The following is a 23,324-nucleotide window of genomic DNA, read 5'->3' on the forward strand; positions in this document are numbered from 1 at the left end:
GTTTAATTAACTTTCTACCACAGTAATTTTAGCCATGGAACGATTCTCAGGTTTGGGCTTGACTACAATTTCAATATCATTACCCAAAGCATTTAAAAAACGAAATAAGCGTGTGGTCGAAAAGCCGTCCAGTTTTCCTCTGGTTAAAGCTGACACCTTTGGCTGATCTATATCTAATAGCTCGGCAGCTTCGATTTGAGTTAAACCTTTTTGACTGATAATTCCACTAATTCTTCGCGCTAATTCAGCCTTAATTAGTCTTTCTTCAGGATTTGCTAAATTCAAGTCCGCAAATACATTACCGCTACTAGGTTGTACTCTTATGTCATCACTCATTTTTTTACCTTATCTTTGGTTTGCTTGATGGGTTTCAATAGCTAACTTTAGTCTTTTCTTGATTAACTCCATATCCTTTGGAGGGGTGGCAATACCTTTTTTTGACTTCTTTTGAAAGGCATGGAGTACATAAACTACACCTGCCAACTTCACCGTGTAAACAGTTCTATAAGTATCCCCATTAAAATTATCAACTATCTCTAAAACTCCCGCACCTTTAAAACCCCTTAGAGGCTTTGAGTTCTGGTGTTTATCACCCATTTGTGCCAAATATAGAGCATAGCCCATTTCATCTCGCACATGATCAGGAAATTTCCGCAGCTCATCAAGGGAGTTTCCCAGCCAAACTACAGGTTTTTTCACTTCATTAGTACTTATTTTATTAGTATGCTAATTATGGCATGAATAAGCAAAAGGTCAACAAAAAGAACGGGAATTGGTATTATTAGCTATAACGAAAAGAGATACTTAATTAATCGCGCTCCGATTTCTCATGAGCAAAAGCAAACAATTTTCTCGAAAGCAGGTTGAAAAAATATACGCTCAATACATCAAAGAATGGGTAACAACCACTTCTGGCGATGTGGCTATCATGACTGATAACAGTGAGGTATTTCTCTCTTCACAAGAGATTTTGAGCAGTAGAGGCTGGCATCCTCTTACTCCAAAGAACATCCAGCAGCATCAAGCAAGGATTGAGAATAATTTAAGCAGAAAGCATCAAGGTTTCAGTAGAGAAGAACTTCTAGCTCAGTTGGCTGAGAATGGTTACAACATAACAGTTTTGTAAGATTAAACCTGCTTTACCTAGAAAATTATCTCCTTCTTGATTTAATCCAATTCATCTTTCGTGATTCAAGATTAACTCGACATTAGAGCAAGACAATCTTTCATCTCCCTCAGTTGAGCGATGCTCATCTCAACTCTATTACTGACCCCATATCTTTCTTGAATATAGGCGATCGCTTTTTGCTTGCTCCAGCCAAGTCTTCTAACCTGCTTCGTAATCTGCTGTTTCAGGTGTAAAAATCCGTCCTGTTTAAATATATTTCCCTGTTCTGTATTCTCTATCTGATTAAGGCGTTCGCATTGAGCCGAAGTCAGATAATTTTCTCTCAACCATTTCACTTCTGCTGCCGTAATTTGACCACAGGCGTATAAATTGATTAGTTCCGCCCTGGTGCTACAGTCAAAAATTCTTTCTACTACTTTTCTCGCTCTGTTTTTAATTGTGTATTCGTCTTTGCTCGGATGAGGGTAATCTGACCATTTTTTAGCGCGATCTATACCTTCACCAACAGGTATAGCAGCAGGTATAGATTCCTCACCCTGTATGGGTTTAACCCCTTCTGAGAAATCTTTTCTTTCAGAGTTTATATTTTCACTATCTACTACTTCTCTTAACTCTGAATTAAAAGTTTGAGAATTAGGTGTAGTAGGTATAGTAGGTATAGACAAGCCTTGCTGTGACTGGCTTTCGGGCTGCAACACCTCTGCTATACCTACAGAAGGTATAGTCGAAGCCTCCTGCCAAACTACTTGTCTTTTTCCTCGATGTAATTTTTGTCCCACTTTGCGCCAATTTAACATCTGGAGAATATTCGCTACCCGCATTTGTTCTCTACGACCGATCTTATTCAGCTCAAAATCAAATACATCCAGCAGTACTTGTGATATTGATACCCCTGTTCTATTCCGAATATAATCAGCAACGAAACCTGCCCATTCATCTATTATTTGGAAACGAGAATTATTGTTGAGATTTCTTTTTTCCTCTTCTTTTGACAACCACCATGTCTCTCCTTCCCGATATGCTGCCACAGCAGAAGCCCAAATAGCATCTCTTTCTTTTTTCAATCGTTTGATATCTATTTCCTTTTTCTCTACGGGAATCACCCAATAACGCCTATTTCCTGTCGAATCTACCAAGAAACTTGAATCGTTAACCGAACCTACTATTATTGAGTGTCGAGGATAGTCTTTTGTAGTGCGTGCATATGGCTCTCGAAATGTATCTTTTCGGCAGCTCAGGAATGCCTTTAAATCTCCTGCCTGTCTCTTGGAGAAGATTTTGTCAAGCTCCCCCCATTCTTGAATCCAAGACCTGCGTAGCACCAAAAGATCGTCCTTATCTTTTCCTGACTTCATCGAATCGCCAAACCAATCTCCCGCCAACACATCAAAAAATGTTGATTTGCCTATTCCTTGTTCTCCTTGCAGTACCAATGTATTGTCATGCTTACATCCAGGGGCATACACTCTCGCTACTGCTGCAATTAAAGTCTTTTTCAGAAAAATATCGTAAATAGGATCTGATGTCCCGAAAAACTTAGTTGATAAAGAATCTATATCCGCAAGTTCACTATTACGGGCAACTTGGTTTAGATACTCCGCTACTGGATTGTAGGTGTTTTCTTCTGCTACTTGTGTACATACATCGATCGCTTTTGTCTTATTTACCTCCAGGCGATCGTGTTCTGCCAAATGTAGATAAAACCGCTCTAGATTAAACGGCTTTCCATCTAATTCAATCTGCATTTCTAGTTCGTTTAACCGTAAGCGATCGCTATATTTGTCTCTCACGTAATCTAACAGGGCTGCGGTCGCTGTATTTCTTGACTGCATTTTTGAAGCGTTGGTGTTGGCAGATGAGATAGATTTGAGCCATTCTTTGTATGGCTGGATGTTTTCGATTACTTCTTCCAACGCTTCGACTCCTTGATTTACTACCAAATCGTCTAGTCCTTTCGTGGCTTCTGAATATTCCCAAGTTCCAACTCCCACTATACATCCCGCTCTCTGGGCAAGATATCCAATTGTTTTGAGTGCTTCTTGTACTTGAGGCTTAACTGCCACATCCGAATCAAACAGTAGATGAATTCCCCTACCGTTAGCCAAAAATGGGGCTAGAGTCGGAATCGCTTTTAGCGAGCGCTTAACCTTCCCGTTCCATACCCCCGTTAAACATAAGCCCACCAATCCATTCGCCAACAAACAACCCGCTTTCTTCGCTCCCTCTGTTACTTCGATGGGTATTTGGGAGTTATTATGTATCCATTTCCAAAACCCTTTGTCCAGTCTTGATTCGTCGATATCTTCTGGCAGAATTGGCACATTGTATCTTTTGGCTATCTTTGACCATGCCGTTTGGTCGGGAATCAACAGAATTACTTCATTTTCCCGTCCTTTAGGAAACGTAAAATACTTTACTGGCTTCTCGCCATCTGGAAACTGGATTGCTTTATTTGGCTTGAATTGTCCAAATTCTCTTAGTTGTCCCGTTTCTAAATCTACCGAATTGACGTACCATCCTGGACTCCCTAGATAATTACTCCAGTTCAGTAACTTGGCAATTTCTTTTTTCTCGCTAATACTCTTGGGATTCAGCTTGACCATCTCTTCTGAAACCCCACTCCCAGCAACCCATTCGCTAGCGTGCTTAGAATTGATGTTTGGTGCAAATGTATTACTCATTCTGCACCTCCTATTCCATTCAAGCGATTTCCTTGCTGCTGCGCGAATGTAGAGATGCACTTTTGCTGCACCTCTTTTACAATAGAAGTAATCATTTATTCCCTCCTTATGGGATTTGGTTATATAAAGCGATCGCCCAAAGGCTACCAACCAATGCGATCGCTATTCCCAAACAAGAAAATTATAACCTGCGTATACGTCGGTTTCAAGCTGTTGTCTAGTTTGGATTATTGTCTAATTTGCTTGACTAAGCAAAGAAGAAAAGATTAACATCCTTTCTTAAGGAAGTTGTTTGTTATATGGCTCAGAAATATCTAAGAGACTCTAAAAACGGCAAATATGTAGAAAGTGGACAAGCAGAAATGGCATCTAGACCCATTTCCGTACGTTTACCATTAGACGTTGATGAAAAAGTTCGAGCCATACCAAATAGAACTGAGTTTTTACGAAAAGCAATTGCTAAAGCTTTACAAGAATTAGAAAATCCTCAATCAGCTTGAATTCGATAAAAACTATCAAATTCTTGAGAATAGTTGCTCAAGCTGACTAAACTAACTACTCTTCTACTGATACCTCTCCTCGAAAGCCTTTAGCTAAATCTTCAAGATTAATTTTTAGTATTGAGCAGAGTTTTAATGTCTGCTCTGGATTTAAGCTGGGCTGAGATACTCCTTTTTCCCAGTTACTAACAGTTTGGGGTCTAACATCTAGTGCTTTTGCAATTTGAGCTTGAGTTACGTCAACTAAATTCCTACGCAACTTAAACCACTGAGCAAAAGAAAGTTTCATGATAGACGACTTAATTAGGGTCGTTACCATCATATTCTTACTTGGGTTTTTCCAATTGATTGTATATCCAATTATATTTGATTATTCCAAATATAGCATATATATCCAATTAATTTGACAATAACCAAATAATTGGATAAGATGATTCTATTCAAGCAGCACTGCCAGATCAGCTAATAATGGTTTTGCTTTTGATAGAGACTAATGAAGATTTCATAAGAAGAGTAGCCACTTTGGACGGTTACTACTCTTCTGAACCTTAATCAATTCAAGGTATTTTTATCATGCCACAACAAATAATAGTCAAGCCAGTATCGAAGACTAAAACTTGTTCACAATGCCCTCATTTCAATGACTATTCCGAACCTAATAGAAGGGGCTGGTGCGAACTTTTTGGGCAACAAGCCAGGAAGCACCACCAGAGAACCAATGACTGCGATCTCTTTGCTGATACCGATCCTCTCGATGCTCCTCATCCTGAGTTGGCCATTGACAGCACCGTTAAAGTGATTGACGCTGATGAACACCATACAGAGTGGGCAAGCTTCATCGTCATCGGTCGCAAGTATAACTCCGAACTTTACCGCAGCACTGAGGCTTATCTCTCTGAACCTAGCTGGTATTACGAATTAGTTGGCAGTAATTACCAACCTAACTTTAAGTCGATTTGGATAGCTGAGAATGACATCTGCGAGGCTAATCAATCTCATCTTATCCGCACTGAAGAAATCTTTTAACTAAATATCAAGACGATCAAAGCAATCGCCTTTCAAACCCTTTCTCTCACTTATCTTTTCAGGACAAAATATGATATTTCAACCATCAGACCTCATTCACTCTTATACTCACCAGCAAGCTATTGAGGACGGGTTTCAAGTTTGCGTTAGCGATCAATTTCCCAACGATACTAGAATGTTTCGATTCCCCGTTTACTTTACTGCTGAAGTCTGGAAACTCTCTCAGGGAAAAGGTGCGATTGTCTGGGACATCTGCTATATGGCTGCTTTAGCTTCTAAGAGCCAACAAAATGATAGCTCATTCATCCAATTTTCCGTCATTGTTAATGGAGCAGAAAGAAAACCTGATGCCAAAGAAGATACACTACCTTGCTATCGTCTCTCTGCTCAAATTGGACCACAAGATATCGATGATCCTGCACCCGTAATCACCATCATGTTTCCCGACGAAACATAATTCTTTACTTAATTGAACCCATCATGACTTGTTTAACCAGAGAACTGAAAAATTCTGATAGTCCTCTATATCAATGGTTTCAGTCGAAACAATCTCTTTGTGCTAATCGCTTAATCAGTAATCACAATGCAGAAATGAACAGAAACCAGATCATCAAACCGTCTGGGGAAATTAGAGATTTTGCCCTTCTTGGAACTGCTTTTGTCTATGCTTTTCGATGGCACTTGGGTTTTTTCGAGTCCAGTTTTGACCAAACAATAGCCAGTAATCATCTGACTGCGACCACTGCCAATCAACTATTATCAGCAAAAACTGTTGAAGAAAAAGCTGTTGCCTGTCTTATATTTGCTGCTTTTGAAGCCGAATTCCGTTCTGGAACAGTACATGAAATAGCCTCTGTTTTGATGAATCAGGACAACAACAAACTCAAGCCTGAGCTGAGTTACATCCACAACTTGATTAATGATTTAGTTAACTTGATTCAATCTATATCATCAGTTTGGGATGCTACCGACAGTAATTTAACCAGACATAAATACTTTTTGAATCCTACTTTTATCGGTAGCTCATTTATCAATGCCGATGCCCAGCAAATTGTAAATGGCTCTCTTATCAAGTGTTTTACCACTCTCAAAAAACATCCTTTAACTAGGCAACACCTCTGGCAGCAAATAGCCTATGTTCTCTTAGACTGGGACAATCAATATCAAATCAATCAAGTTTGTTGGTACTACTCTAGACAAAAAGCCTTATTTATCTATTCCACAAAGTCTTTATTCAAGGATTTACCAGGATTGAGAACCGAGTTTCACGATTTTCTGACAGCAAGTTATTCCCATGACCACGACTTCTGCCACAGCCTCGTAGATTTCTAGTGGAATTAATTTCATCAACAGCGATTGCCCGAAGGGCAGTGGCAGAGCCAATCGCTCTTTAGAGATCTCCCACCCATCTTAAATCTTTATTACTCGGCTTTTATCATGACTTCAGCTCCTCTTCTCTCAATTGAAATCAGAGCCTCTGAACCTCTCGAATCTTCTGACCCTGAATTTGACCAGCTTCCTACCATCACTATCTTTAAAGACGAGAATAATAACTATTTCTTGGCTTCTGGTTTTAAAGAAATTGAAACCGTTATCTTAGCTATGATTTCTTACTTTAATGCTACTAGCCATCTTTATTCTCCTCTCTTTCGTATCCAAATTCTTCCTGGTAGCGAACTTGATGCTTTTCTTTACAAGGTTCGTCATGAAAGTTCCTCCAGAGGAAGACTTTAAGCCTCAATTACTTCTTTTATACTACATATTTCTCTTATGACTCACATTAAATCTGGTACAGTTAAGTACCCTGCTGGTAAGACTTTTCCCAACAAGTTTAATCCTGAGCAACAACAGCAAACTATTGTCCTCTCTATGAATGATGGTAGTGAAGAACGTCTTTACTTTGCTGCTGGTCGCACTCCTCACTCCACCTTAAGTAAAGGCTCACCTATACAGCTTATCTATAGCGAACGTGATGGTAAAACTACTCGACAGCTTGCTATTCCTCAATCTGCTCCTTCTTCTACACCTCAATCTACCCCTGAGTTATCTCCTGAGCTGAAAAAGGAGATTGCTTCCTATGTTGAATCTCAAGCTGATCTTCTCTCTTTCTGTCTTGATACTGCCAACAAGAAATTTACCGACAAAGTTCAAACTGAAGACTCTATTCGTACTTTAGCTATAACTCTCTACATCAATACCCAACGCCAATTTAATCTCTAGTTCAATAAAAGGGGAAGCTTTTCTTGATTTCCCCTGCAACTTAATCTTTCTTCCCATATCTTAATTTCTTTATCAAAAACAATGGAATCTTTACCAATTGAATACAAATTCGAGTCTGAGCGTTTCCGACGCTTTCTTCACGATCATCCACAACAAGCACACGAGTATGCTGTTTCCCACTTTGAAGACTATCTCGCTATTCTTCACGAGTACCGACTACTCCAAGCTAAACATGACCAATTACAGAATGAGCTAATTAAACTTCGTTGCCGTAAATCTCCTTCACTTCCTTCTTTTCTCTCTCGTTCTTGAGATTTTGCGACTTGAGAATTATAGACAATCGTCCATAATTCTCCAACGAAATAGACTATGCAGATTATTTACCAAGAACTCGTTCTCCTCAGAGCTGGTCAATTATTTAAAGATATTGATCAATGCCCCTGTGGCAGCTCCTGTTACCGCATTTTCTCCTACACTACTATCATCATTAATGATTTCTCCTGTCACCACGTTGGTCGCAGCTCCAATCCCCGCGTCTTGAATCGTACCACCGACTGAATTATTGTTTCGATCATGAGTCGCACTTACCGCAGCTCCCGTAGCCGCCCCTTTAACTGCATTACCGACTGTAGAACCATTATTGAGCACTTCTCCCGTTACCACATTGGTTGCAGCACCAATCCCAATATCACGGAGTAAATCACCAGCAGCAGCAGATTGGGTCGGAACCAAAACCACCGCCAATAAACTCGTCATGATCATCCTGGGATATAGTTGGCTGACAAGTTGTTTTTTCATAACTAATCAATTACTTACTCCAAGTTATTTTATTATTCGAGTTAAATACAATTCTAGACCTCAAAAGAAGAAAAAAAGGATCATTGATATAGACCCCCAATTCTGCACCGTCTCTAAAATTTAGAACACTCTCAATCTCATTAGACTCTCCCCACAGATTTTTGTTTCACTTTCTAATTTCATCACTCTTGATCCTGACAGAGATTAATTGCCAAGCCACTGCATCCAGAGCAATCTTTACCAAGTCTTTCTCCGTTGTTTGGGGAATTAAGAATTTTCACAACTAAAAGTACTAAATATAGTAGTACAAAGTCTATTCAGATGGACGTTAGAGTGAACAAAAAAACTATTTGTAATTTTAGAATTATTTGACGCATGGCAATTGAAAGGTGAATTTTTTATTGGTATTTAATTGTTTTTCTTGGTCGCAAAATGTAATCTTGCAGAGCGGTGGATATAAAATAAGATAATTTTAAACTTTGTCAAATTTTTCTGGGGGATATTGACCACTTAATTGCTCTAGCTCTTTTAATTGTTGAAAACAAGCTGAATCAGGTAGTATTTTCTGCGCTCTTATTCCTTGTCTGACTAGAGAAATCCATACGGAATAAAGTTCTTCCCAGTCATTTGCTTTTATTTGAATTAATGCCATTTCTTCCATCCCCAATGCTCCACACAAACAGAGAGCTTGTGTAGCTAATTCAATATTTTTGTTTTCCAGAGAAATGTTCCACAATTCTTCTGCTAAGGCTTGAAAACGTCGGGCATAAAATTCGTAAGCTTGTTGAACTTGTTCTGGTATTGTTACTTTATATACTGATTCATCCCACAAGCCAGAACTAGCGCGAAAAGAAAGAAGGTTATTAGAACCTAAAAGATGAATTCTTCGGTCAACAATTAATTCTTTGGCATGAGAACCACCCAGCCAGAAAACTTGTACCGCAGGTATTCCTTCTTTGGTTAAAATACCTTGTAATTGTTCCCTAACTTGTTCTGGAATTGGTCTTTCTTCCTCTTTTTCACTCTGGGCAATTCCGTATCCAATTAAAATCCAAACTCCTTTGTTAGCCAACTTTTGGAGACGTTTAATAAATCTGTCGTTGACAACTCTTGCACTTATCCAAGGAGAATAAATAAGAACTTGATGTTTAGCAGAATCTAAAATGTTTGCTAGTTCCTGAGAAATTTTACCACCACGTAACTGTTCTACAGTACCAGACTTAGTATTTGTTGGTTCAGAACTAGATTCCTGTTGTTGGCGGAGATTATCTAATGCCTTCTGTCTAACTATTTCAACTCTCTTTTCAACTTCAGCATTTTTGCGTTCGGCAACTTTTTGACATTGATAGTTAATTTCTTCATTTGTCAATTGGCACAAATCATTTAAAGCTATCTTCTCTTCTATCAATAAGTTATTTAGCCAAATAGAAGCATCCTCTAAAACCTTTCCCCCTTCTCTAGCTTGAATCCTAAAATTATCTTCTAAGACATCAAAAATAACAATTACTGATAAAGTTCTCCAGATTATCTTGGCAATATCTTTTACTTCAAAATCAATAACAAATTTATCCTTTTCAAAAGAGTGCAACCCTAAATTTAAATTTTGAATTAGTTTTCGTAATTCGGAAAGTGATAAGCTGGCATAGCTTTCAATCCTATCATCAATCGATATATAGATATAGTTAGTTAGATAGTCTATTGCTTCATTTTCATTTTCAATAGGAGAAGATTCTACAATTTTGCTAAATGGTTTTGATATTGCATAAATAATTTGAGTTTCTGGAGATTCTGGGACGGAATGATCGCGATAAAATTCCTGTCCAACAGGGGTAAGTTTAATAACAGATTCTGGTTCTGTTTCCAAAGTATGTACATTCCGCAGAGTTGCTGTAGTGTTTTTAATAAATATCGGGTCTAACCCTAGCACAGTGGCTAATTCATCTTCAGTTGCTGGAGGGTCAAATTCGACACCTGCGCGGAAAATAAAATCTTCTAATATATTCAACTGGCGCGATTTAGCAATTTCAATTTTAATAGGAGTTTGAGATACATAGTAGCCTAACTGACGAGCAGCCAAAACGGATAAGCTGGGGCTTTTCCGTTCAATTTCTTCTACTATGTGCTTTAATTCTGGGTCAATTGGTCTATCAGAGGATGTCAGAAACATCGATTAAACCTCCATATAGGCGAATAACATCTGAAACTTTGGAGTATATCGGGAACTGAGTAAACAGTTCATGACAACCGATAATCACCAGCAATTCTTGAGCGCGAGAAAAAGCAACATTCACCCGTTCTGGTTTTTTGGCAAATCCAACATTTTTCTGATTGTTGTTTCGTACCATGCTGACAATGATGACTTGTCTTTCCATTCCTTGAAATCTGTCAACTGTACCAGTACGAATATGCAGAGAAGGAAACTTTTTGGGGTCTATTGTTGATTCAATTAACTTTAATTGGCGACCATAGAAAGTAATTATTCCTATTTCTTTTCTGGGTTGTCCTTGGTTCACTCGAACCGACCAAGTTTGCTCGAATTGTTGGCAAATTTTTTCAATGAGTTTAATTTCTTTCTCGTTAATCGATGAAGTTCCATCTTGTTGTTCTCTAAATTCTCGATTTTGAGGAGTTTTTACCCAAACTATATGGTTATTATCTTGGATATTATAATTAGCTAGATTATGACTGCGTTGCTCGTCTGGATTAGTCAAACCACATTCAAGATTATCTTCATAAAACTGATTGATTGCTCCCATAATTTGAGGGTGCATTCGATACTGAATGGTCAGCATCTTTTTAATACTCTCTGGAGCAGATTCAAATAAATTTTTGAATAGAGACTCTTTTAAGTAATTAAGCTCTTCTGTTGTAGTACCTAATTCTTCAGCAATTTCTTCTATAGTGTCATTGTTGAGCATAGGTGGTAACTGTCGATGGTCGCCCACTAGCACTAATTTTTTGGCTTTTAAAGCAGGAATTAACAACTCAGGAGGAGTGCATTTACTGACCTCATCAATAATGACTACATCAAAAGATTCAAACTCTTTAGAAAAATCTCCCTTAGCTGATTGACTACAAGTAATGCCGATGACATTGGCGTTATCCAAATAAATTCTTCTTAGTTCGTGACGATTTTGCTCAGAAGGATTTTTTAGTCCCTCAATCCAGTCGGACATTAAATTTTGATATCGGTTGAGATAAGCCTCTATTACCCCTAATTGTTGTTGCCAAACCTCGAACTGAAGTTTAAATCTGCGTAAGAAAGTTAGCTCGAATAACTCTGTAAATTCTTCTTCTGGTTTGAGAGAGTCAGGAATAGTTTGCCAATATTCCTGCCACCAATACCGTTTCTGCTCTCTATTGTCTAGATGCTGCTGTAGTTGAGCTTTAATTTGCTTGATTTGCTGCTCGAATTGCTGTAATTCTCTGTTGGATTCAAGAATAATTTGGTTTTGAGTTTCTATCTCGTCATTAATTTTAGTTTTTGTACTTGAAAGTATTTCTGAAGGGTTAAATGATTCAGTCAACGCTTCAAGCCGAACAACACAATTTTGCCAATAATTTATTTGGGCTGATAATCGAGATGCTTCAATCGTTATTTTGGCTGGGTTTTGAAGATACTCAGAGGCTAAATCTTTAAGTTGGACTGGAATCTGTGGTATTTGCGACAGATTATGTAAAAGTTTATTGACAGAATCGGTACTAATCTCAACGTCTTGACTGACAGTTGTTAATTCTTTTTGAGTTTTGAATATTTGTTGTTGAATTTCTGACAACCATCCTTCGAGGTTACTTAGTTCCTTTTCCAGTAATTGAAGCTGTTGTTTTGTCTGAATATCTAATTCGTTAAGCCAGCGATCGACATTGGTAACAATACTATTAACAATCTTAGGAGTAACAGACTCAATAATAATTCTGGAATTGTTTGGTTCTGAACCTCGAACAATCTGATGTCCCTGTCTTCTAATTGCTTCCAATGTGGCAACTGCTTTCACTCTACGACTTGGTTGACACCATCCCAGACTCGAAGCAACTGCTAATATTCCTTCGATCGCCCGTTTCCAAAAACTCAGTGGCTTTTTTATTTCGGCAATATTAAGTCGAGTAATTTGCTTTAGTTGATGAATCGCTGAGACAACATCTAAATTCTTAACAGGCAGCATTTTAGTTGCCGAAGCAATAGTTTCTTCACTAGGTAAATGGATGGTTGTCTTATCGAAAGCATCTGTAATTTGCCTGTCTAATTCATTAGCGATTGCATAAGCTTTATCCCATTGACTGTACTGCTCGATTAAGCTATCAAAGCCAGTTAAAGATTCTGGTAATTGTTTATGCCATGATGAATCTGGAATTGTAGAGATAAAATTTTGTAGTTGTTTAGGAAAAGTCATCAGATTTTCGCTAAAGTTTTTGCGCTTTTCTAAACAATTTTTGAGTGTTGTCTTTATTTGTGTCGAAGCACTCGACGACCACTGCTTTAATTCAATTTGGGCTGAACTAATGCTAGATTGATGGCTTTGAATTTTAACTAGCTCTTGTTGTTGATTCTGTTGAGAAATAAAGTTTTGTTGTTGATTCTGTTGCAGCTTTTTAAAAGAGTCATTGTTTTGTGTAAACAATTGTTGCTTAGAATTAAGTGTGGAAATTGCTTGAGCAACTTTGTCTGCATACTCCAAAGTGTGCTGAGTTTTTTTGACTATATTTTCCAACATCCCATCTTTAAAGCATTTTGCCATAGCTAAAAAATGTATGTCAGGACAGGAAAAGCTCAGTTCAGCAACAATATCTTTTGCCGAGCGAACATTTTCTGCTAACTGTTTAGCTGAATCGTTTTTCTTTAAATAAGGATCGAGATTCTTTAACCAAGGTCGATCCCAATCTGCTGTCGATTGAGAATCAAGTAAATCTTCTAAATTGGCAAATAAAGATTCAACTTCCTGTTTTTTATTTTGGGCAATCTTATGAATGTCTAGTTTGTTTTGATAATCTGCCTCTAGAATTTCTTGATGAGCTATTAGTTGTTTTTGCTTTGGCTCAAATTGCTCTTCGGTTATGAGATAAGCACTAAATTGTTCTGCTGATGCTAATAACTGACGCAAAATTTTAGCAAGTTCGAGTTTAGCATTAAGCCTTTGTTCGCAGTCTGCGGAGGTATTTTGCAGCCAAGTCTTAATTACATTCTCTTCTAGAAATGGCATTCCTTCTAGTCCAACAGTGCTTTTATTTCCTTTCCTGACAGCACGGATTGCTGGATTGTGTTGTAATCGTGACAGAGCATTATCTACGGCTAAATTAGCTTGAGAAGCGATTAAGGTACGTCCACCTCGTAAAGCAACTTGATAGCAAATTTCTGCGATTACCGTAGTTTTACCTGTTCCTGGTGGTCCTTGAATTAATGCCAAATCTGGTGCAGACAGCACCGTCTCTACGGCAGCTTTTTGAGAGGAATTGGTAGTTTTTAATAATAAATCTTGTGACTGAATTTGGACTATTTCTCTGGGTTCTCTAGCTTGAGAAGCATCAAACAAAAACTGACCTAAATAGGGATTTTGAGTTCTTCCCTTTTCTAAGTTCTTTAAAGCTTTTTTCTTACGGTTAACTTGAGTCAGATCGCCAACTGCCTCGAAAGATAGCAGTCCTTCTTGTGGTAACGCATAATGTCCTTCAGCAAGGGAATCAAATATCTCAGAATCTAAACTAATTTTGAGAAAGCTGTTTTCAGAATCTATTGATTCAATCGTTCCTAATTCTCTTCCATCGCTATTACTCGAACTATTTTCTAACAGCTTGATGTTTTGATTACGCGCCCGTTTAGCTCTTCTCCAAAAATCATCTAGTGTGATGCTATTTTCAGCTTGACTATCTACAGTTGCTGATTCAGCATCAATACCAAAGGTAATATTTCTGGTAGCTTCACCGTAATTGTGACTGACAAAAGGTACGCAGAATTGTTTCTCCTTAGCTATACGTTCTTCAACTTCAGCGAAGACTTTCCAAGCTTCTAGCTGTTGTTCTGTCGGGATACAATCCTGTTTAAATGGCGTATCTGCCATTCGTTCTATTGCTTGGAGTGGCACTCCAATACGATATTGATGATTGGAGCGAAGACGTAGATAAAAAGACTTGGCAAAACTATCTTTTGTCCCCTCACGCTTGGGGCGCAACCGAGCATAAATAATTCTTATACCACCATATCCATCACGATCGACAATAGCTATTAACTTTAAAGTTGACCCGTGCTCTTCAAGCTGTATTGGTAATTCGAGATTGTCGAAGCCTGTTGCTAAAGTTAGTTCCCATTTTTGCTCCCCTAAATTATGTCCTTGTTCGATGCGACGTACATAAAATAAATAGGGGGTTTGACCAAAGAGGTCGAACATTAATTGTTCGGCACGATTACGGCGATCTTGAAATTCTGGATAGTTTTCTAAAGCTGCTTCGCCTTCAATATCCCGAATGAAACTATCAATTGCTTTCCCTGTAAATTTATAACCCCAATCTTCATAAGGATTGTATATAGTTGCCATTTGATGCTCGATCGCTACACTATGTTTAGTGTTCCCATTCTCATCAAAAAAAAATCGACTTGTACGGGGTATGAATCATGGCAACAAGCTTGTCCAAAAGAATCAACTTTTTGCAAATGCTTCAGATTATTTTGTAGGTTTTATATTAGCCTCGGCTCAAATTCCCCGTAATTCACTTTACAACCAGCTTCATTCAGAATTACGGTCTGGCTGTCTAAATTTTGGTCATTTGTACTAACGCAAGCATACCGATTTTCAACCTTAGCCTCTCCATCCTGGAAAAGTGTCGCCCTAAAGGACTAGCTTCGCGTCGCAAAAGTTAGTAGTTTTGCATCAACAAGGCGATCGCCTAAAAGGCGGTGGCAAAGCCAATCGCAAGACTGCGGTGAGCTTTGCTCAATCGCGCTCCGCGCAGTGGCAAAGCCAATCGCCAAAAGGGCAGTGGCAAAACGCTGGCGACAGCTTCAATTTTCAAATTACTCTCATTTATCGAGACACCGTTCTGATTACTGATTTTCCTTTTTCCTTTGCCGATTCTGAAGTATAAAAAATCTCAGACGACTCGATCACTTCTCCTCTCTCATCCACTATCGAAAACTGATAGCACTTTCCTGGAGAATAGTACACCGCTAGAATACAGCCTTGGATTACTAGTACTTCTTTGATTCTTATTTTGACCATTTCTCCAAAAGACTCATTTCCACCAATTCTTCTATCATTTCTAGCTTCACCATCTCACCCTCAATCCTCTCTACAGTAAATGGCGATGCCCATGACCAGTGACCTGGACAGTCAGAAATTGTGACCTTATCTCCTACTGTGATGGGTGATTTTATGGCTGATGATGGATGAGCTAAAGTATCCGTCACATCTAGAACCGTCTGACTTTGAGACTTCTCTTGTGACGACGGTGACGGCAAAATCGAAAACTCTTCTACTGAATTGTTTTTCTCCAGTTGAACCTCATCTGGCATATTACATTTAACTTTGATTTCTCTACCATTATTATTTTCAGATAACTTTTTATTTTTACCATCACTGTCGTCACATCTATCACCAGCAATACTTTCAGCCATCACATATTCTATAACATCCGTCACCTTATCCATCACCATCGTCCACAGCTTGTTGATGACATTCGTATTACTTGCCACTGGACTAGTCTTGATTTCTAGAGATGGATTTCCCGTGATCATCGGCGGCTGTTTATCTATTTCACTGCGTATCTTCAAACCCTCAAAATAAGAACCAAAGCGATTGGCTCTGCCACTGCGCGGAGCGCAATCGCGTTTCTTATTAATATCTAAACTCAATTGGTTCTTAACCAAATCCGATAACAAATTCACAAATCGGCGTAAGCTAACAGGATGAGTCCCACTGTTCTGGCAATATTCCTTGTAATTGGCATACAGCCATATATCGGTATTCAGATACCAAGTTGCTGAATTACTATCTTTATCACGCTTGGCTACACCTATATTTGTTTTTGCTGACGCATCATAAACCACAAAGTTATCCAGCCAATCAGCGATCGGATTTGTTTCCACCAACGTACTCGCTTTCATTGCCGCTAATGATGGTACAGCCGTCTCGTAATTCTTTACTATTCGAGTCGCTTCCTCTCCATCCATCTCCAGCACCCAATTGAGTAAGCCTGGTATATAAGGCACAAATTCACCATATATCTCCCCATTCCGATGCTCTATCAAGTTCCTTTGGCGATCGCTCCTAATTCGATTAAACATTGGAATAGAAATTCTTCTTCTTTCCAATCCACTTGTATAATCGCTACTTTGGATTACTTCATTAGTGGTTACAATCACCAAGGCATTAGGATTAAACCCTCCTGATGACTGTTTAAACTTAACTTCAAATGGAAGAGTATCTTGACCCGTTAAGGCCTTTAGAGTACTAACAGAAGCAGCAAACCTTTCTGAATCGTTAATCAACAACATCCGCTTGCCAGCTATTGATGCTGTTTCAAATCTCTCTCCTTCCAGTTTTTTCAAGGTAGTAGTGTGAGTATTATTTGCTCCCACTAAAGCGATCGCCAGACGAGTAAAGGTACTTTTACCTGTTCCTCCCGCACCAACTAACTCTAAAAACTTCTGCCAATCTGTTCTACCTGTAACTACTCCCAATAAATACGCCCTCATTAGTTGGACCAAATTTTGGTCGCCATTACACATCTCCAACAACCATTCTTTGATCGGGTCACAAGTGGCTAGCATTTCGTAGTTGTAAGGCAGACACCACCTCAATCTATTTCCTGGAGCATGAGGTGTTAGCTTTTTTGTCTTTAGATCTAACACTCCATTGAGCAACGGGACACATCCTTCTGCTTCATCCCACTTTCGCACGGCTAAATCCATCTTCAACAGTGCCATTACACCATTAACAAAGCTAACCGTGAAACTCGGCTTCTTCTTACTCGATTGGGCAATTGAATCAGCTAGTCTTTCTACTTCTGACTTTACTAATTGACCCACAAATTCAACAGGTTCAACGCTCCAGATTCCTTCTATCACGGAACTATAGCGATACCATTCCTGTAACTCAGTGTTCCATGCTAACTGCGATCGATAACGCTCCGCTAACCAAAACCCGATATCTGATTGTGACCAGTTTGGAAGATTAGCTAGTCTTTCTGACTCTTCCTTGTTAATCTTTTCTTTCTTCTGTCTAGCAGCAGCTTTAAAGATGGCTGATTCTAATTTCTCGACTAATTCATTAGTACTAAATTGAGGGTGTGCCTCCACCCAGTCAGTTATATCTCCCTTCTCTGGCATCTTTGACCATACTTCTGTAGGAGACAAAACTAGACATGACAAGTTGACTTCCTGACAAGCTCGTTTGACTAGCTCAGCTTTTTTCTCCCCTGCTTCGTCATGGTCAGGAAAATAGACTAATCCTTTTGCTCCCGACTCCTTAAGTTTTGTTAAGTCAGAAGCTATACTTTTCTCTTCCCAGTTAGATCCTTGCCAGGTGATTGCTGATAGGGCTTTCTTTCTTGCAGTCTCAACACACTCTTCCCCTTCAACTCCTAGAACCCATTGGTTATGGCAGTGTTTAACTGCTTCGGATAATCTGTATGCTCTCCATTCTTTTGAACCCTTCTTCCACTGAACTAGACCATTCGATTTAACATGACCTTGCCTAATGGTTTTCTCCTTAATGCCATCACTGTTTATCCACTCAAAGCGACTTACCCATTGAGTTTTAGAGTACCAGTAACGGGTTTCTATCGCTTCTTGGGGTACTCCTTGTTTCTGTAGCCAATTTGGTATCGCTTTTGATTCTTGTACGGGACTATCACAAGCCGCTACATTCAGTCGGGCTAATTTTATCTCAGACTTGGGTTTGATTGACTTCTTACGACAGTCCCCTGCGGAGGGAATACCGTCCGCAGGGCTGTCGCGCTTTTTATTAGAATTTGGAGACTGACTTTCTTTTACTTCGCTCCAGGGACGTATCGCTTCTCTTATTTCTTTAGTACTACAATCGCATTTGAAAGCTTGATATTTACCGTTCTTTTTGTTGACCTTGAAGCCACCGTCACCGCAGACTGGACAGGTGCAGTGGTATTCAATTGATGTTTCTCTGACTATATTCAGACGATCTAGATGGTCTAATATTTGGAATGGTGCAATCAATCCAATCATGCTGCACCTCCATCTTTATTCAAGTGGTCTACTTGCTGCTGTGACAAACCAGAGATGCACTTTTTCACTACATCAAATAAAATATACATAACAATTCTTTCCCTCCTTTTAGGGAATTGGGTTTATATAAAGCGATCGCACGTTTTCTCAGGACAGCGATCGCTTTTCAATAGATAAGCTACTAACAGCTTTTCCCACATTCAAAGATTCAGAAAAAATGAATAGACTATAATCATGCTTCACATTTCCCGATTTTGGGATTGAAGCATCTTGCTTTGTCCATTCCACCGCATCTTGCTGCTCTTTCCACCACCTCAGATCTACTAATACCTAATTCTTTCGCTAACTTGTCTATTGCAGTTGAGGCAGTATCGGTCAGCATAAATTGCTTGGCAGATTTTTTTTCGTTATAAATCCATTCTTCTGGTCTTTCTTGTTTTGGCACTATTGATGTCAACATATCTACACCTCAAATTTAACTTACCAGAGGAACTACTTACAATATATCATGATAACTCGATAAAGTGATATGTTGACATCTACATATCATGATGATACTATTATAACTGTAGATTAAAACCGCACTCCGAAAACTCAATTTCCTTTTCACTTTCGTCAGACATCTTTTAACTAATCATCGGGCAATTGCACCCATCGCAGTTGCCCTACTAGCTTTTGCTCACTTCATTACTCGGCTGTTATTATGACCCAACCAACTCAACATTTGATTTCTCTTGAAGTTCGCACTCTTCAACCTCTCGACCCGAACGATCCCGAACCTCAATATTTTCCCACCATCACTATCTTTCAAGACGAGGAAAACAACTACTTTTTAGCTTCTGGTATTAATGAAATTAAGACCGCCATCCTTAACTCCATTCCTCATCTTTACTCAGATCATCTCTATCCTCTCTTCTTCTATATTCAAATCCTTCCTGGTACTGAATTTCAGGCTTATCTTTACTCAGCTCGTTATGAAAGTCCCACTAGAAATTTTCAGCCTTAATCGTCAACGTAATCAGATTACACAATTTAAGCCCCGTCCTCTGAAAGACTTGACCTCTTTTTGTAACGCTTGGACTAGTAATATTAAGGCTCAAGGTTGGTATGCCAAAGAGGTTAAACCCAGTTCCACTGTTACTTGCATTTCCAATTTAGACCAGCCCGCAATCTTTCTCTAAACTACTCTACTCCCAAGCTTCATCATCATGAAATCTTTACCAATAGAATACAAATTTGAGTCTGAACGTTTCCGACGCTACATCCAAGATAATCCTCAACAAGCACATGAATATGCTATTTCCCACTTTGAAGACTATCTCGCCGTTCTTCACGAGTACCGACTACTCCAAGCTAAACATGACCAATTACAAAATGAGTTGATTAAACTTAATTCTCGTAAATCTCCTCAACTTCCGTCCTTCCTTTCGAGTAAGAGAAAGTAATAAAGCGAAGTGACAAGCAATTACAATGATTAGAGAAGCTTCCCGACTTCCACATCAAACAAGCTTCTCTTGTGACCAACTTTTTCTTCAATATCTCCAGTCTACCAAAATGAGTAATATCCAAATCGAATCTGATCTCAAAGAGATTCTTAATAAGCTCGACAGCAAGCTTGATAAACTCTCTGATGACTTTGACCACAAATTAGACAAGCTTGATAACAAAATCGACAAGCTTTCTGATGACGTTACGGATATCAATCTGAGATTAACCAAGGTCGAAACTAAATTAGATGAAGGTGTTATGCCTCGACTCGATGCACTCAGCACTGAAATTAAAGACATCAAAGGCTCCCAAAAAGCGCAAATTTGGACACTCATTGGCATTTTGATTACTGCTGTCGGTGGTTTTATCGTCGCTGTTGGCAAGGTCGTCTTTTTCAGTCCTTAGTTAATCTTTTTGATTTCACTGAGACTCAGTTGACCTTCAAAACTTACTTAAGTTACATTTATGCTACTTAGTGTAGATTGCCCTATTTTCTACTGTGCATCCGCTTCACTATTGTGTACAATTTGTTGAACAATTTTCTGCTCAATTTTATGAATCGTACTGTACTTTTAAATAGTATCAATTTACTAATTCATCACCACAATTTTGATCGTCATCGAGTCAATCAATGGGTTTCTCAACAGTTTGGCGTTCCCCACTATAATCAATTACCTTTGACTCAAATGCAATCATTCCATGATTCTTTGCTCAGAGCTTCTAAAGAGTTAACTACACGTTGAAAACCGCCAGTCAAATCCATTAATTACTCAACTGTTGTCATAGGATTTTACCAAAACCTCATTAATACAAACTATTTTAATTGATCAGTAAATTTAACATACTATTACATTGGTAATATCACTTAGCTTTTAGCTGTTTAGAGATTACTTTAAAATAGTTTAGATGATAATAACTAAATACATATATTCTTGTAACTTTAACGATTAAATCTGGGCATATTTAAAGCATATAGATATTTTAAATAGATATTTAATATGCTTAGTTCTGCTGCACTTGCGCCAGGAGCTAGGATTATTTTACGCGATTGTGAATGGTTGATACGTAAAACTCTCAAGGCTTCAGCAGGAAGTAGAGTAGTCATAGAACTCGATATAAAAAAATGCTTCGACAGAATAAGCCACTCCTGTATCATGGAAAACCTAATCGCCCCAAAAGGGCTTAAGCTGGGCATCTTCCGATGCCTTAAAGCGGGAACAAATGTAGGATTTCCAGATCAAGGCTGCCCACAGGGCGGGGTTTGTTCGCCTTTACTAGCAAACATAGCACTCAATGGGATAGAAAACATACATCATTCAATCCGCTATGCGGACGATATGCTGTTTATCTTAAAACCCAAAAATAACGCTGAAGCAATACTAAACAGTATCCAAGAATTGGTGATGCAACTTATGTGTGTTTAAAATAATGATAGAATTAGAAATTGAATCTAATAGCTTAGAAATTAATTAACTCACAAGAGATGGCAGTTTTTATTCCCGTACTTTGCCCTGATTGTCAGTCAGATAATATCTTTAAACATGGATTTTCCAGAGGAAAACAAAGATATCGTTGTGAGAATCCTGAATGTAAGCGTCGGACTTTTATTCTTAATCATGCTCATCCAGGCAGAACCAAAGAAGTACAACAGAAAATAGTCGAAATGGCTCACAATGGAAGCGGGGTGTAACCGTTCATTTCCCCCCAGTCAAAAATAAGCCAACTCCACCTTTGTGGTGTATGTTAAAAACATGGCTCAATTAGATAAAAATGACTTGGTACAGATGAACGAAGACTACTTCAAGTCTCTCGAAAAAGAGAGATTGGTAGAAGTAGCCAAAAATCTACATCAATTAGCCACAGATTTATGGGAAAAGCAACAGCAGAGTTCAGAAAATAGTTCTCAGCCACCATCAAAAGATAATCCTTACGGTTTAAAAGTAACCACAGAAGAATCAAACCCAGGTTCAGAATCTGAAACCGAGTTGGGACAAACTGAGTTGGATAAAAGAGATGAATCTTCAGAACCAGAAAAGAAGCAAAAATCAAAGAGGAAGCCAGGAAAACAACCAGGAGGAAAAGGTTTTGGTCGTCAGCAACCTCTGAAGGCGGAAGTAATCATTCCACACTATCCCCATAAATGTACCGCTTGTAATCATGATTTAAGCGAATCTGAGTCCTTTAGGTATATGGGATATTATGTCCTGGAACTAGAACCAGAATTATTTGGGTTGAGGATCGTCACTCAATTACATCACTACTATCGGACAACTTGCAGTTGTGGTCATTGCACCCATGCCCAACCAGGAACAGGGTTGGTTTCTGTAGTAGAAGGAAGAAGCAAAGATTTACAACTGACAGAGTATGTTTTAGTAGGAGCATTCCTCGCAACTTTCATCGCTTCCTTGAGCGTTCGCTACCGAATGAGTCGTACGAAAATTCAAGAGTTTTTAAATGATTGGACCAATACTAAATTGAGTATCGGAACAATAGATCGATGTATCCGAGAGACTGGAATTGCTTGTGTGCCAGTAGTCGAGGAGTTAGTTGAACAACTGCAACAAGCAGATATTCTACATTTAGACGAAACTCATTGGTATGAGAGTGGAAAACTGCATTGGTTATGGGTTGCTGTGACCACCAAAACCGCCGTATTTCATATCGGCTCTCGTCGGAAAGAAGAATTATCCTATCTAGTCACAGAAGCTTTTATCGGGTGGCTCATCAGTGATGGTTATGCTGCCTATCGTTCTTATCCAAAAAGACAAAGGTGTTTAGCTCACTTGATTCGTAAAGCCATTGCCATAACAGGAGCAATTAATCAAAAAGCTGCTCAAATCGGACAATGGATTTTAGATGACCTCAAAGAATTGATTGAATTGATTGCGCAAGGAAGTGAAGATAATCGTCTGATTCGTAAACGAATCGCTGGCCTCAGAAGAGTTTGTCATCTAGGAAAAAAGGCTGACCATACTAAGTTACAAGCCTTAGCCAAAGAGATTTTCAATGATTGGGATGCCGTAATCGCTTTGGTTCATCATCCTGAATTACCACCCACCAATAATGAGGCTGAAAGGGCATTACGTCATGCTGTGATTGCCCGACAGATTGGATTTGGCACTCGCACCCGCGAGGGAAGTTTGGCTTACAGTTCTTTGTTGAGCGTGATTGAAACCTGTCGTCTGAGAGATATTAATCCTTGGATAACAATCGCGGAGGTTTTGGCTTTGGCTAGACAAGGAATTGGTCCACCACCATTTCCTGTTGGCAATTAATTAATGGACAGTGGTAGG

At 38.9% G+C, this 23,324-nt stretch carries 26 protein-coding genes; 17 read left to right on the forward strand and 9 right to left on the reverse strand.

All coding sequences use genetic code 11. From position 1 onward, the window contains the following. Window positions 1-6: 6 nt before the first annotated feature. Together PLEUR7319_RS0100385 and PLEUR7319_RS0100390 are read right to left on the reverse strand one after the other, a co-directional pair. Window positions 7-336 carry a helix-turn-helix domain-containing protein gene (locus tag PLEUR7319_RS0100385; RefSeq protein ID WP_019503220.1) on the reverse strand — a complete coding sequence of 110 codons (330 nt, stop codon included), beginning with the start codon at window positions 334-336 and terminating at the stop codon, window positions 7-9. Between the two features lie 9 nt (window positions 337-345). Next, window positions 346-699, reverse strand: coding sequence for a type II toxin-antitoxin system RelE/ParE family toxin (locus PLEUR7319_RS0100390; RefSeq protein WP_019503221.1), 354 nt, complete (start codon window positions 697-699; stop codon window positions 346-348). A 130-nt stretch (window positions 700-829) separates the two neighbouring features. On the opposite strand from PLEUR7319_RS0100390, the gene PLEUR7319_RS0100395 reads away from it, so the two are divergent. Further along, window positions 830-1,126 carry a hypothetical protein gene (locus PLEUR7319_RS0100395; RefSeq protein WP_019503222.1) on the forward strand — a complete coding sequence of 99 codons (297 nt, stop codon included), beginning with the start codon at window positions 830-832 and terminating at the stop codon, window positions 1,124-1,126. A gap of 71 nt (window positions 1,127-1,197) precedes the next feature. Here the strand turns inward: PLEUR7319_RS0100395 and PLEUR7319_RS37600 are convergent, their stop codons facing one another. Further along, the gene (locus PLEUR7319_RS37600) at window positions 1,198-3,810 is read right to left on the reverse strand and encodes a VapE domain-containing protein (RefSeq protein ID WP_051044351.1); all 2,613 of its coding nucleotides are present in this window, start codon (window positions 3,808-3,810) and stop codon (window positions 1,198-1,200) included. Between PLEUR7319_RS37600 and PLEUR7319_RS40375 the strand changes: the two genes are divergently transcribed. Together PLEUR7319_RS40375 and PLEUR7319_RS33620 are read left to right on the forward strand one after the other, a co-directional pair. Next, window positions 3,798-4,031 carry a hypothetical protein gene (locus PLEUR7319_RS40375; protein ID WP_144054205.1) on the forward strand — a complete coding sequence of 78 codons (234 nt, stop codon included), beginning with the start codon at window positions 3,798-3,800 and terminating at the stop codon, window positions 4,029-4,031. The two genes, PLEUR7319_RS37600 and PLEUR7319_RS40375, sit on opposite strands and share 13 nt — an antisense overlap. Window positions 4,032-4,109: 78 nt before the next feature. Then, the gene (locus PLEUR7319_RS33620; protein WP_019503224.1) at window positions 4,110-4,310 is read left to right on the forward strand and encodes a hypothetical protein; all 201 of its coding nucleotides are present in this window, start codon (window positions 4,110-4,112) and stop codon (window positions 4,308-4,310) included. Between the two features lie 55 nt (window positions 4,311-4,365). On the opposite strand, the gene PLEUR7319_RS0100415 is transcribed toward PLEUR7319_RS33620, so the two are convergent. Then, window positions 4,366-4,599, reverse strand: coding sequence for a helix-turn-helix transcriptional regulator (locus PLEUR7319_RS0100415; RefSeq protein ID WP_019503225.1), 234 nt, complete (start codon window positions 4,597-4,599; stop codon window positions 4,366-4,368). A 284-nt stretch (window positions 4,600-4,883) separates the two neighbouring features. Here PLEUR7319_RS0100415 and PLEUR7319_RS0100420 point away from each other — a divergent pair, with 284 nt between their 5' ends. The 6 genes from PLEUR7319_RS0100420 (at window position 4,884) to PLEUR7319_RS0100445 (ending at window position 7,868) form a co-directional block, all read left to right on the forward strand. Next, entirely contained in the window at window positions 4,884-5,336 is a 453-nt protein-coding gene (locus PLEUR7319_RS0100420; RefSeq protein ID WP_019503226.1) for a hypothetical protein, read from the forward strand. 70 nt (window positions 5,337-5,406) lie between these two features. After that, window positions 5,407-5,793, forward strand: coding sequence for a DUF6573 family protein (locus tag PLEUR7319_RS0100425; RefSeq protein ID WP_019503227.1), 387 nt, complete (start codon window positions 5,407-5,409; stop codon window positions 5,791-5,793). Window positions 5,794-5,816: 23 nt separating this feature from the next. Further along, on the forward strand, window positions 5,817-6,668 hold the full coding sequence (locus tag PLEUR7319_RS0100430) for a hypothetical protein (RefSeq protein WP_019503228.1): 852 nt from the start codon (window positions 5,817-5,819) through the stop codon (window positions 6,666-6,668). A gap of 105 nt (window positions 6,669-6,773) precedes the next feature. Beyond that, window positions 6,774-7,070, forward strand: a complete 297-nt coding sequence (locus tag PLEUR7319_RS33625) for a hypothetical protein (protein ID WP_026102221.1) — start codon at window positions 6,774-6,776, stop codon at window positions 7,068-7,070. A 36-nt stretch (window positions 7,071-7,106) separates the two neighbouring features. Further along, on the forward strand, window positions 7,107-7,556 hold the full coding sequence (locus tag PLEUR7319_RS0100440) for a hypothetical protein (RefSeq protein WP_019503230.1): 450 nt from the start codon (window positions 7,107-7,109) through the stop codon (window positions 7,554-7,556). 81 nt (window positions 7,557-7,637) lie between these two features. Next, window positions 7,638-7,868, forward strand: coding sequence for a hypothetical protein (locus PLEUR7319_RS0100445; protein WP_019503231.1), 231 nt, complete (start codon window positions 7,638-7,640; stop codon window positions 7,866-7,868). A gap of 102 nt (window positions 7,869-7,970) precedes the next feature. Here the strand turns inward: PLEUR7319_RS0100445 and PLEUR7319_RS0100450 are convergent, their stop codons facing one another. The 3 genes from PLEUR7319_RS0100450 to PLEUR7319_RS0100460 all read right to left on the reverse strand — a co-directional run bounded on the left by PLEUR7319_RS0100450 (window position 7,971) and on the right by PLEUR7319_RS0100460 (window position 14,881). Then, a complete protein-coding gene (locus PLEUR7319_RS0100450; RefSeq protein WP_019503232.1) occupies window positions 7,971-8,354 on the reverse strand; it encodes a hypothetical protein in 384 nt (127 codons plus the stop codon). A gap of 472 nt (window positions 8,355-8,826) precedes the next feature. Next, window positions 8,827-10,521: a phospholipase D-like domain-containing protein gene (locus tag PLEUR7319_RS33630; RefSeq protein ID WP_019503233.1), complete on the reverse strand. Its 1,695-nt coding sequence runs from the start codon at window positions 10,519-10,521 to the stop codon at window positions 8,827-8,829. Then, the gene (locus tag PLEUR7319_RS0100460) at window positions 10,502-14,881 is read right to left on the reverse strand and encodes an AAA domain-containing protein (RefSeq protein WP_019503234.1); all 4,380 of its coding nucleotides are present in this window, start codon (window positions 14,879-14,881) and stop codon (window positions 10,502-10,504) included. Before PLEUR7319_RS0100460 ends, PLEUR7319_RS33630 begins: the two co-directional genes overlap by 20 nt. Before the next feature lie 328 nt (window positions 14,882-15,209). On the opposite strand from PLEUR7319_RS0100460, the gene PLEUR7319_RS0100470 reads away from it, so the two are divergent. Beyond that, a complete protein-coding gene (locus tag PLEUR7319_RS0100470) occupies window positions 15,210-15,428 on the forward strand; it encodes a hypothetical protein (RefSeq protein ID WP_019503235.1) in 219 nt (72 codons plus the stop codon). Between the two features lie 121 nt (window positions 15,429-15,549). Here the strand turns inward: PLEUR7319_RS0100470 and PLEUR7319_RS37605 are convergent, their stop codons facing one another. Together PLEUR7319_RS37605 and PLEUR7319_RS33640 are read right to left on the reverse strand one after the other, a co-directional pair. After that, on the reverse strand, window positions 15,550-18,543 hold the full coding sequence (locus tag PLEUR7319_RS37605; RefSeq protein ID WP_019503236.1) for a phage/plasmid primase, P4 family: 2,994 nt from the start codon (window positions 18,541-18,543) through the stop codon (window positions 15,550-15,552). 232 nt (window positions 18,544-18,775) lie between these two features. After that, window positions 18,776-19,003: a ribbon-helix-helix domain-containing protein gene (locus PLEUR7319_RS33640; RefSeq protein WP_019503237.1), complete on the reverse strand. Its 228-nt coding sequence runs from the start codon at window positions 19,001-19,003 to the stop codon at window positions 18,776-18,778. A 243-nt stretch (window positions 19,004-19,246) separates the two neighbouring features. Here PLEUR7319_RS33640 and PLEUR7319_RS0100490 point away from each other — a divergent pair, with 243 nt between their 5' ends. From PLEUR7319_RS0100490 to PLEUR7319_RS0100520, 7 genes are all read left to right on the forward strand, one after another. Further along, complete coding sequence (locus PLEUR7319_RS0100490) at window positions 19,247-19,549, forward strand: hypothetical protein (RefSeq protein ID WP_019503238.1); 303 nt, start codon at window positions 19,247-19,249, stop codon at window positions 19,547-19,549. A 202-nt stretch (window positions 19,550-19,751) separates the two neighbouring features. Further along, complete coding sequence (locus tag PLEUR7319_RS40380) at window positions 19,752-19,988, forward strand: hypothetical protein (RefSeq protein ID WP_144054206.1); 237 nt, start codon at window positions 19,752-19,754, stop codon at window positions 19,986-19,988. Window positions 19,989-20,097: 109 nt separating this feature from the next. Continuing rightward, on the forward strand, window positions 20,098-20,436 hold the full coding sequence (locus PLEUR7319_RS0100500; protein WP_026102222.1) for a hemolysin XhlA family protein: 339 nt from the start codon (window positions 20,098-20,100) through the stop codon (window positions 20,434-20,436). Between the two features lie 149 nt (window positions 20,437-20,585). After that, window positions 20,586-20,774 (forward strand): hypothetical protein, encoded by a 189-nt coding sequence (locus tag PLEUR7319_RS0100505; RefSeq protein WP_019503241.1) that lies wholly within the window; start codon window positions 20,586-20,588, stop codon window positions 20,772-20,774. A gap of 255 nt (window positions 20,775-21,029) precedes the next feature. After that, window positions 21,030-21,455, forward strand: coding sequence for a reverse transcriptase domain-containing protein (locus PLEUR7319_RS0100510; protein ID WP_019503242.1), 426 nt, complete (start codon window positions 21,030-21,032; stop codon window positions 21,453-21,455). Window positions 21,456-21,514: 59 nt separating this feature from the next. Beyond that, window positions 21,515-21,721: an IS1 family transposase gene (locus PLEUR7319_RS33645; protein WP_019503243.1), complete on the forward strand. Its 207-nt coding sequence runs from the start codon at window positions 21,515-21,517 to the stop codon at window positions 21,719-21,721. 61 nt (window positions 21,722-21,782) lie between these two features. Continuing rightward, on the forward strand, window positions 21,783-23,306 hold the full coding sequence (locus tag PLEUR7319_RS0100520) for an IS66 family transposase (RefSeq protein ID WP_019503244.1): 1,524 nt from the start codon (window positions 21,783-21,785) through the stop codon (window positions 23,304-23,306). Window positions 23,307-23,324 lie beyond the last annotated feature (18 nt).

Source organism: Pleurocapsa sp. PCC 7319, assembly GCF_000332195.1.
Taxonomy (GTDB): domain Bacteria; phylum Cyanobacteriota; class Cyanobacteriia; order Cyanobacteriales; family Xenococcaceae; genus Waterburya.

Excerpts from the sequence above, each read along its gene's own strand:
- PLEUR7319_RS0100385 (WP_019503220.1), bottom strand. The coding sequence starts at position 336 with ATGAGTGATGACATAAGAGTACAACCTAGTAGCGGTAATGTATTTGCG.
- PLEUR7319_RS0100395 (WP_019503222.1), top strand. The coding sequence starts at position 830 with ATGAGCAAAAGCAAACAATTTTCTCGAAAGCAGGTTGAAAAAATATAC.
- PLEUR7319_RS40375 (WP_144054205.1), top strand. The coding sequence starts at position 3,798 with ATGTATTACTCATTCTGCACCTCCTATTCCATTCAAGCGATTTCCTTG.
- PLEUR7319_RS37600 (WP_051044351.1), bottom strand. The coding sequence starts at position 3,810 with ATGAGTAATACATTTGCACCAAACATCAATTCTAAGCACGCTAGCGAA.
- PLEUR7319_RS33620 (WP_019503224.1), top strand. The coding sequence starts at position 4,110 with ATGGCTCAGAAATATCTAAGAGACTCTAAAAACGGCAAATATGTAGAA.
- PLEUR7319_RS0100415 (WP_019503225.1), bottom strand. The coding sequence starts at position 4,599 with ATGAAACTTTCTTTTGCTCAGTGGTTTAAGTTGCGTAGGAATTTAGTT.
- PLEUR7319_RS0100420 (WP_019503226.1), top strand. The coding sequence starts at position 4,884 with ATGCCACAACAAATAATAGTCAAGCCAGTATCGAAGACTAAAACTTGT.
- PLEUR7319_RS0100425 (WP_019503227.1), top strand. The coding sequence starts at position 5,407 with ATGATATTTCAACCATCAGACCTCATTCACTCTTATACTCACCAGCAA.
- PLEUR7319_RS0100430 (WP_019503228.1), top strand. The coding sequence starts at position 5,817 with ATGACTTGTTTAACCAGAGAACTGAAAAATTCTGATAGTCCTCTATAT.
- PLEUR7319_RS33625 (WP_026102221.1), top strand. The coding sequence starts at position 6,774 with ATGACTTCAGCTCCTCTTCTCTCAATTGAAATCAGAGCCTCTGAACCT.
- PLEUR7319_RS0100440 (WP_019503230.1), top strand. The coding sequence starts at position 7,107 with ATGACTCACATTAAATCTGGTACAGTTAAGTACCCTGCTGGTAAGACT.
- PLEUR7319_RS0100445 (WP_019503231.1), top strand. The coding sequence starts at position 7,638 with ATGGAATCTTTACCAATTGAATACAAATTCGAGTCTGAGCGTTTCCGA.
- PLEUR7319_RS0100450 (WP_019503232.1), bottom strand. The coding sequence starts at position 8,354 with ATGAAAAAACAACTTGTCAGCCAACTATATCCCAGGATGATCATGACG.
- PLEUR7319_RS33630 (WP_019503233.1), bottom strand. The coding sequence starts at position 10,521 with ATGTTTCTGACATCCTCTGATAGACCAATTGACCCAGAATTAAAGCAC.
- PLEUR7319_RS0100460 (WP_019503234.1), bottom strand. The coding sequence starts at position 14,881 with ATGGCAACTATATACAATCCTTATGAAGATTGGGGTTATAAATTTACA.
- PLEUR7319_RS37605 (WP_019503236.1), bottom strand. The coding sequence starts at position 18,543 with ATGATTGGATTGATTGCACCATTCCAAATATTAGACCATCTAGATCGT.
- PLEUR7319_RS33640 (WP_019503237.1), bottom strand. The coding sequence starts at position 19,003 with ATGTTGACATCAATAGTGCCAAAACAAGAAAGACCAGAAGAATGGATT.
- PLEUR7319_RS0100490 (WP_019503238.1), top strand. The coding sequence starts at position 19,247 with ATGACCCAACCAACTCAACATTTGATTTCTCTTGAAGTTCGCACTCTT.
- PLEUR7319_RS40380 (WP_144054206.1), top strand. The coding sequence starts at position 19,752 with ATGAAATCTTTACCAATAGAATACAAATTTGAGTCTGAACGTTTCCGA.
- PLEUR7319_RS0100500 (WP_026102222.1), top strand. The coding sequence starts at position 20,098 with ATGAGTAATATCCAAATCGAATCTGATCTCAAAGAGATTCTTAATAAG.
- PLEUR7319_RS0100505 (WP_019503241.1), top strand. The coding sequence starts at position 20,586 with ATGAATCGTACTGTACTTTTAAATAGTATCAATTTACTAATTCATCAC.
- PLEUR7319_RS0100510 (WP_019503242.1), top strand. The coding sequence starts at position 21,030 with ATGCTTAGTTCTGCTGCACTTGCGCCAGGAGCTAGGATTATTTTACGC.
- PLEUR7319_RS33645 (WP_019503243.1), top strand. The coding sequence starts at position 21,515 with ATGGCAGTTTTTATTCCCGTACTTTGCCCTGATTGTCAGTCAGATAAT.
- PLEUR7319_RS0100520 (WP_019503244.1), top strand. The coding sequence starts at position 21,783 with ATGGCTCAATTAGATAAAAATGACTTGGTACAGATGAACGAAGACTAC.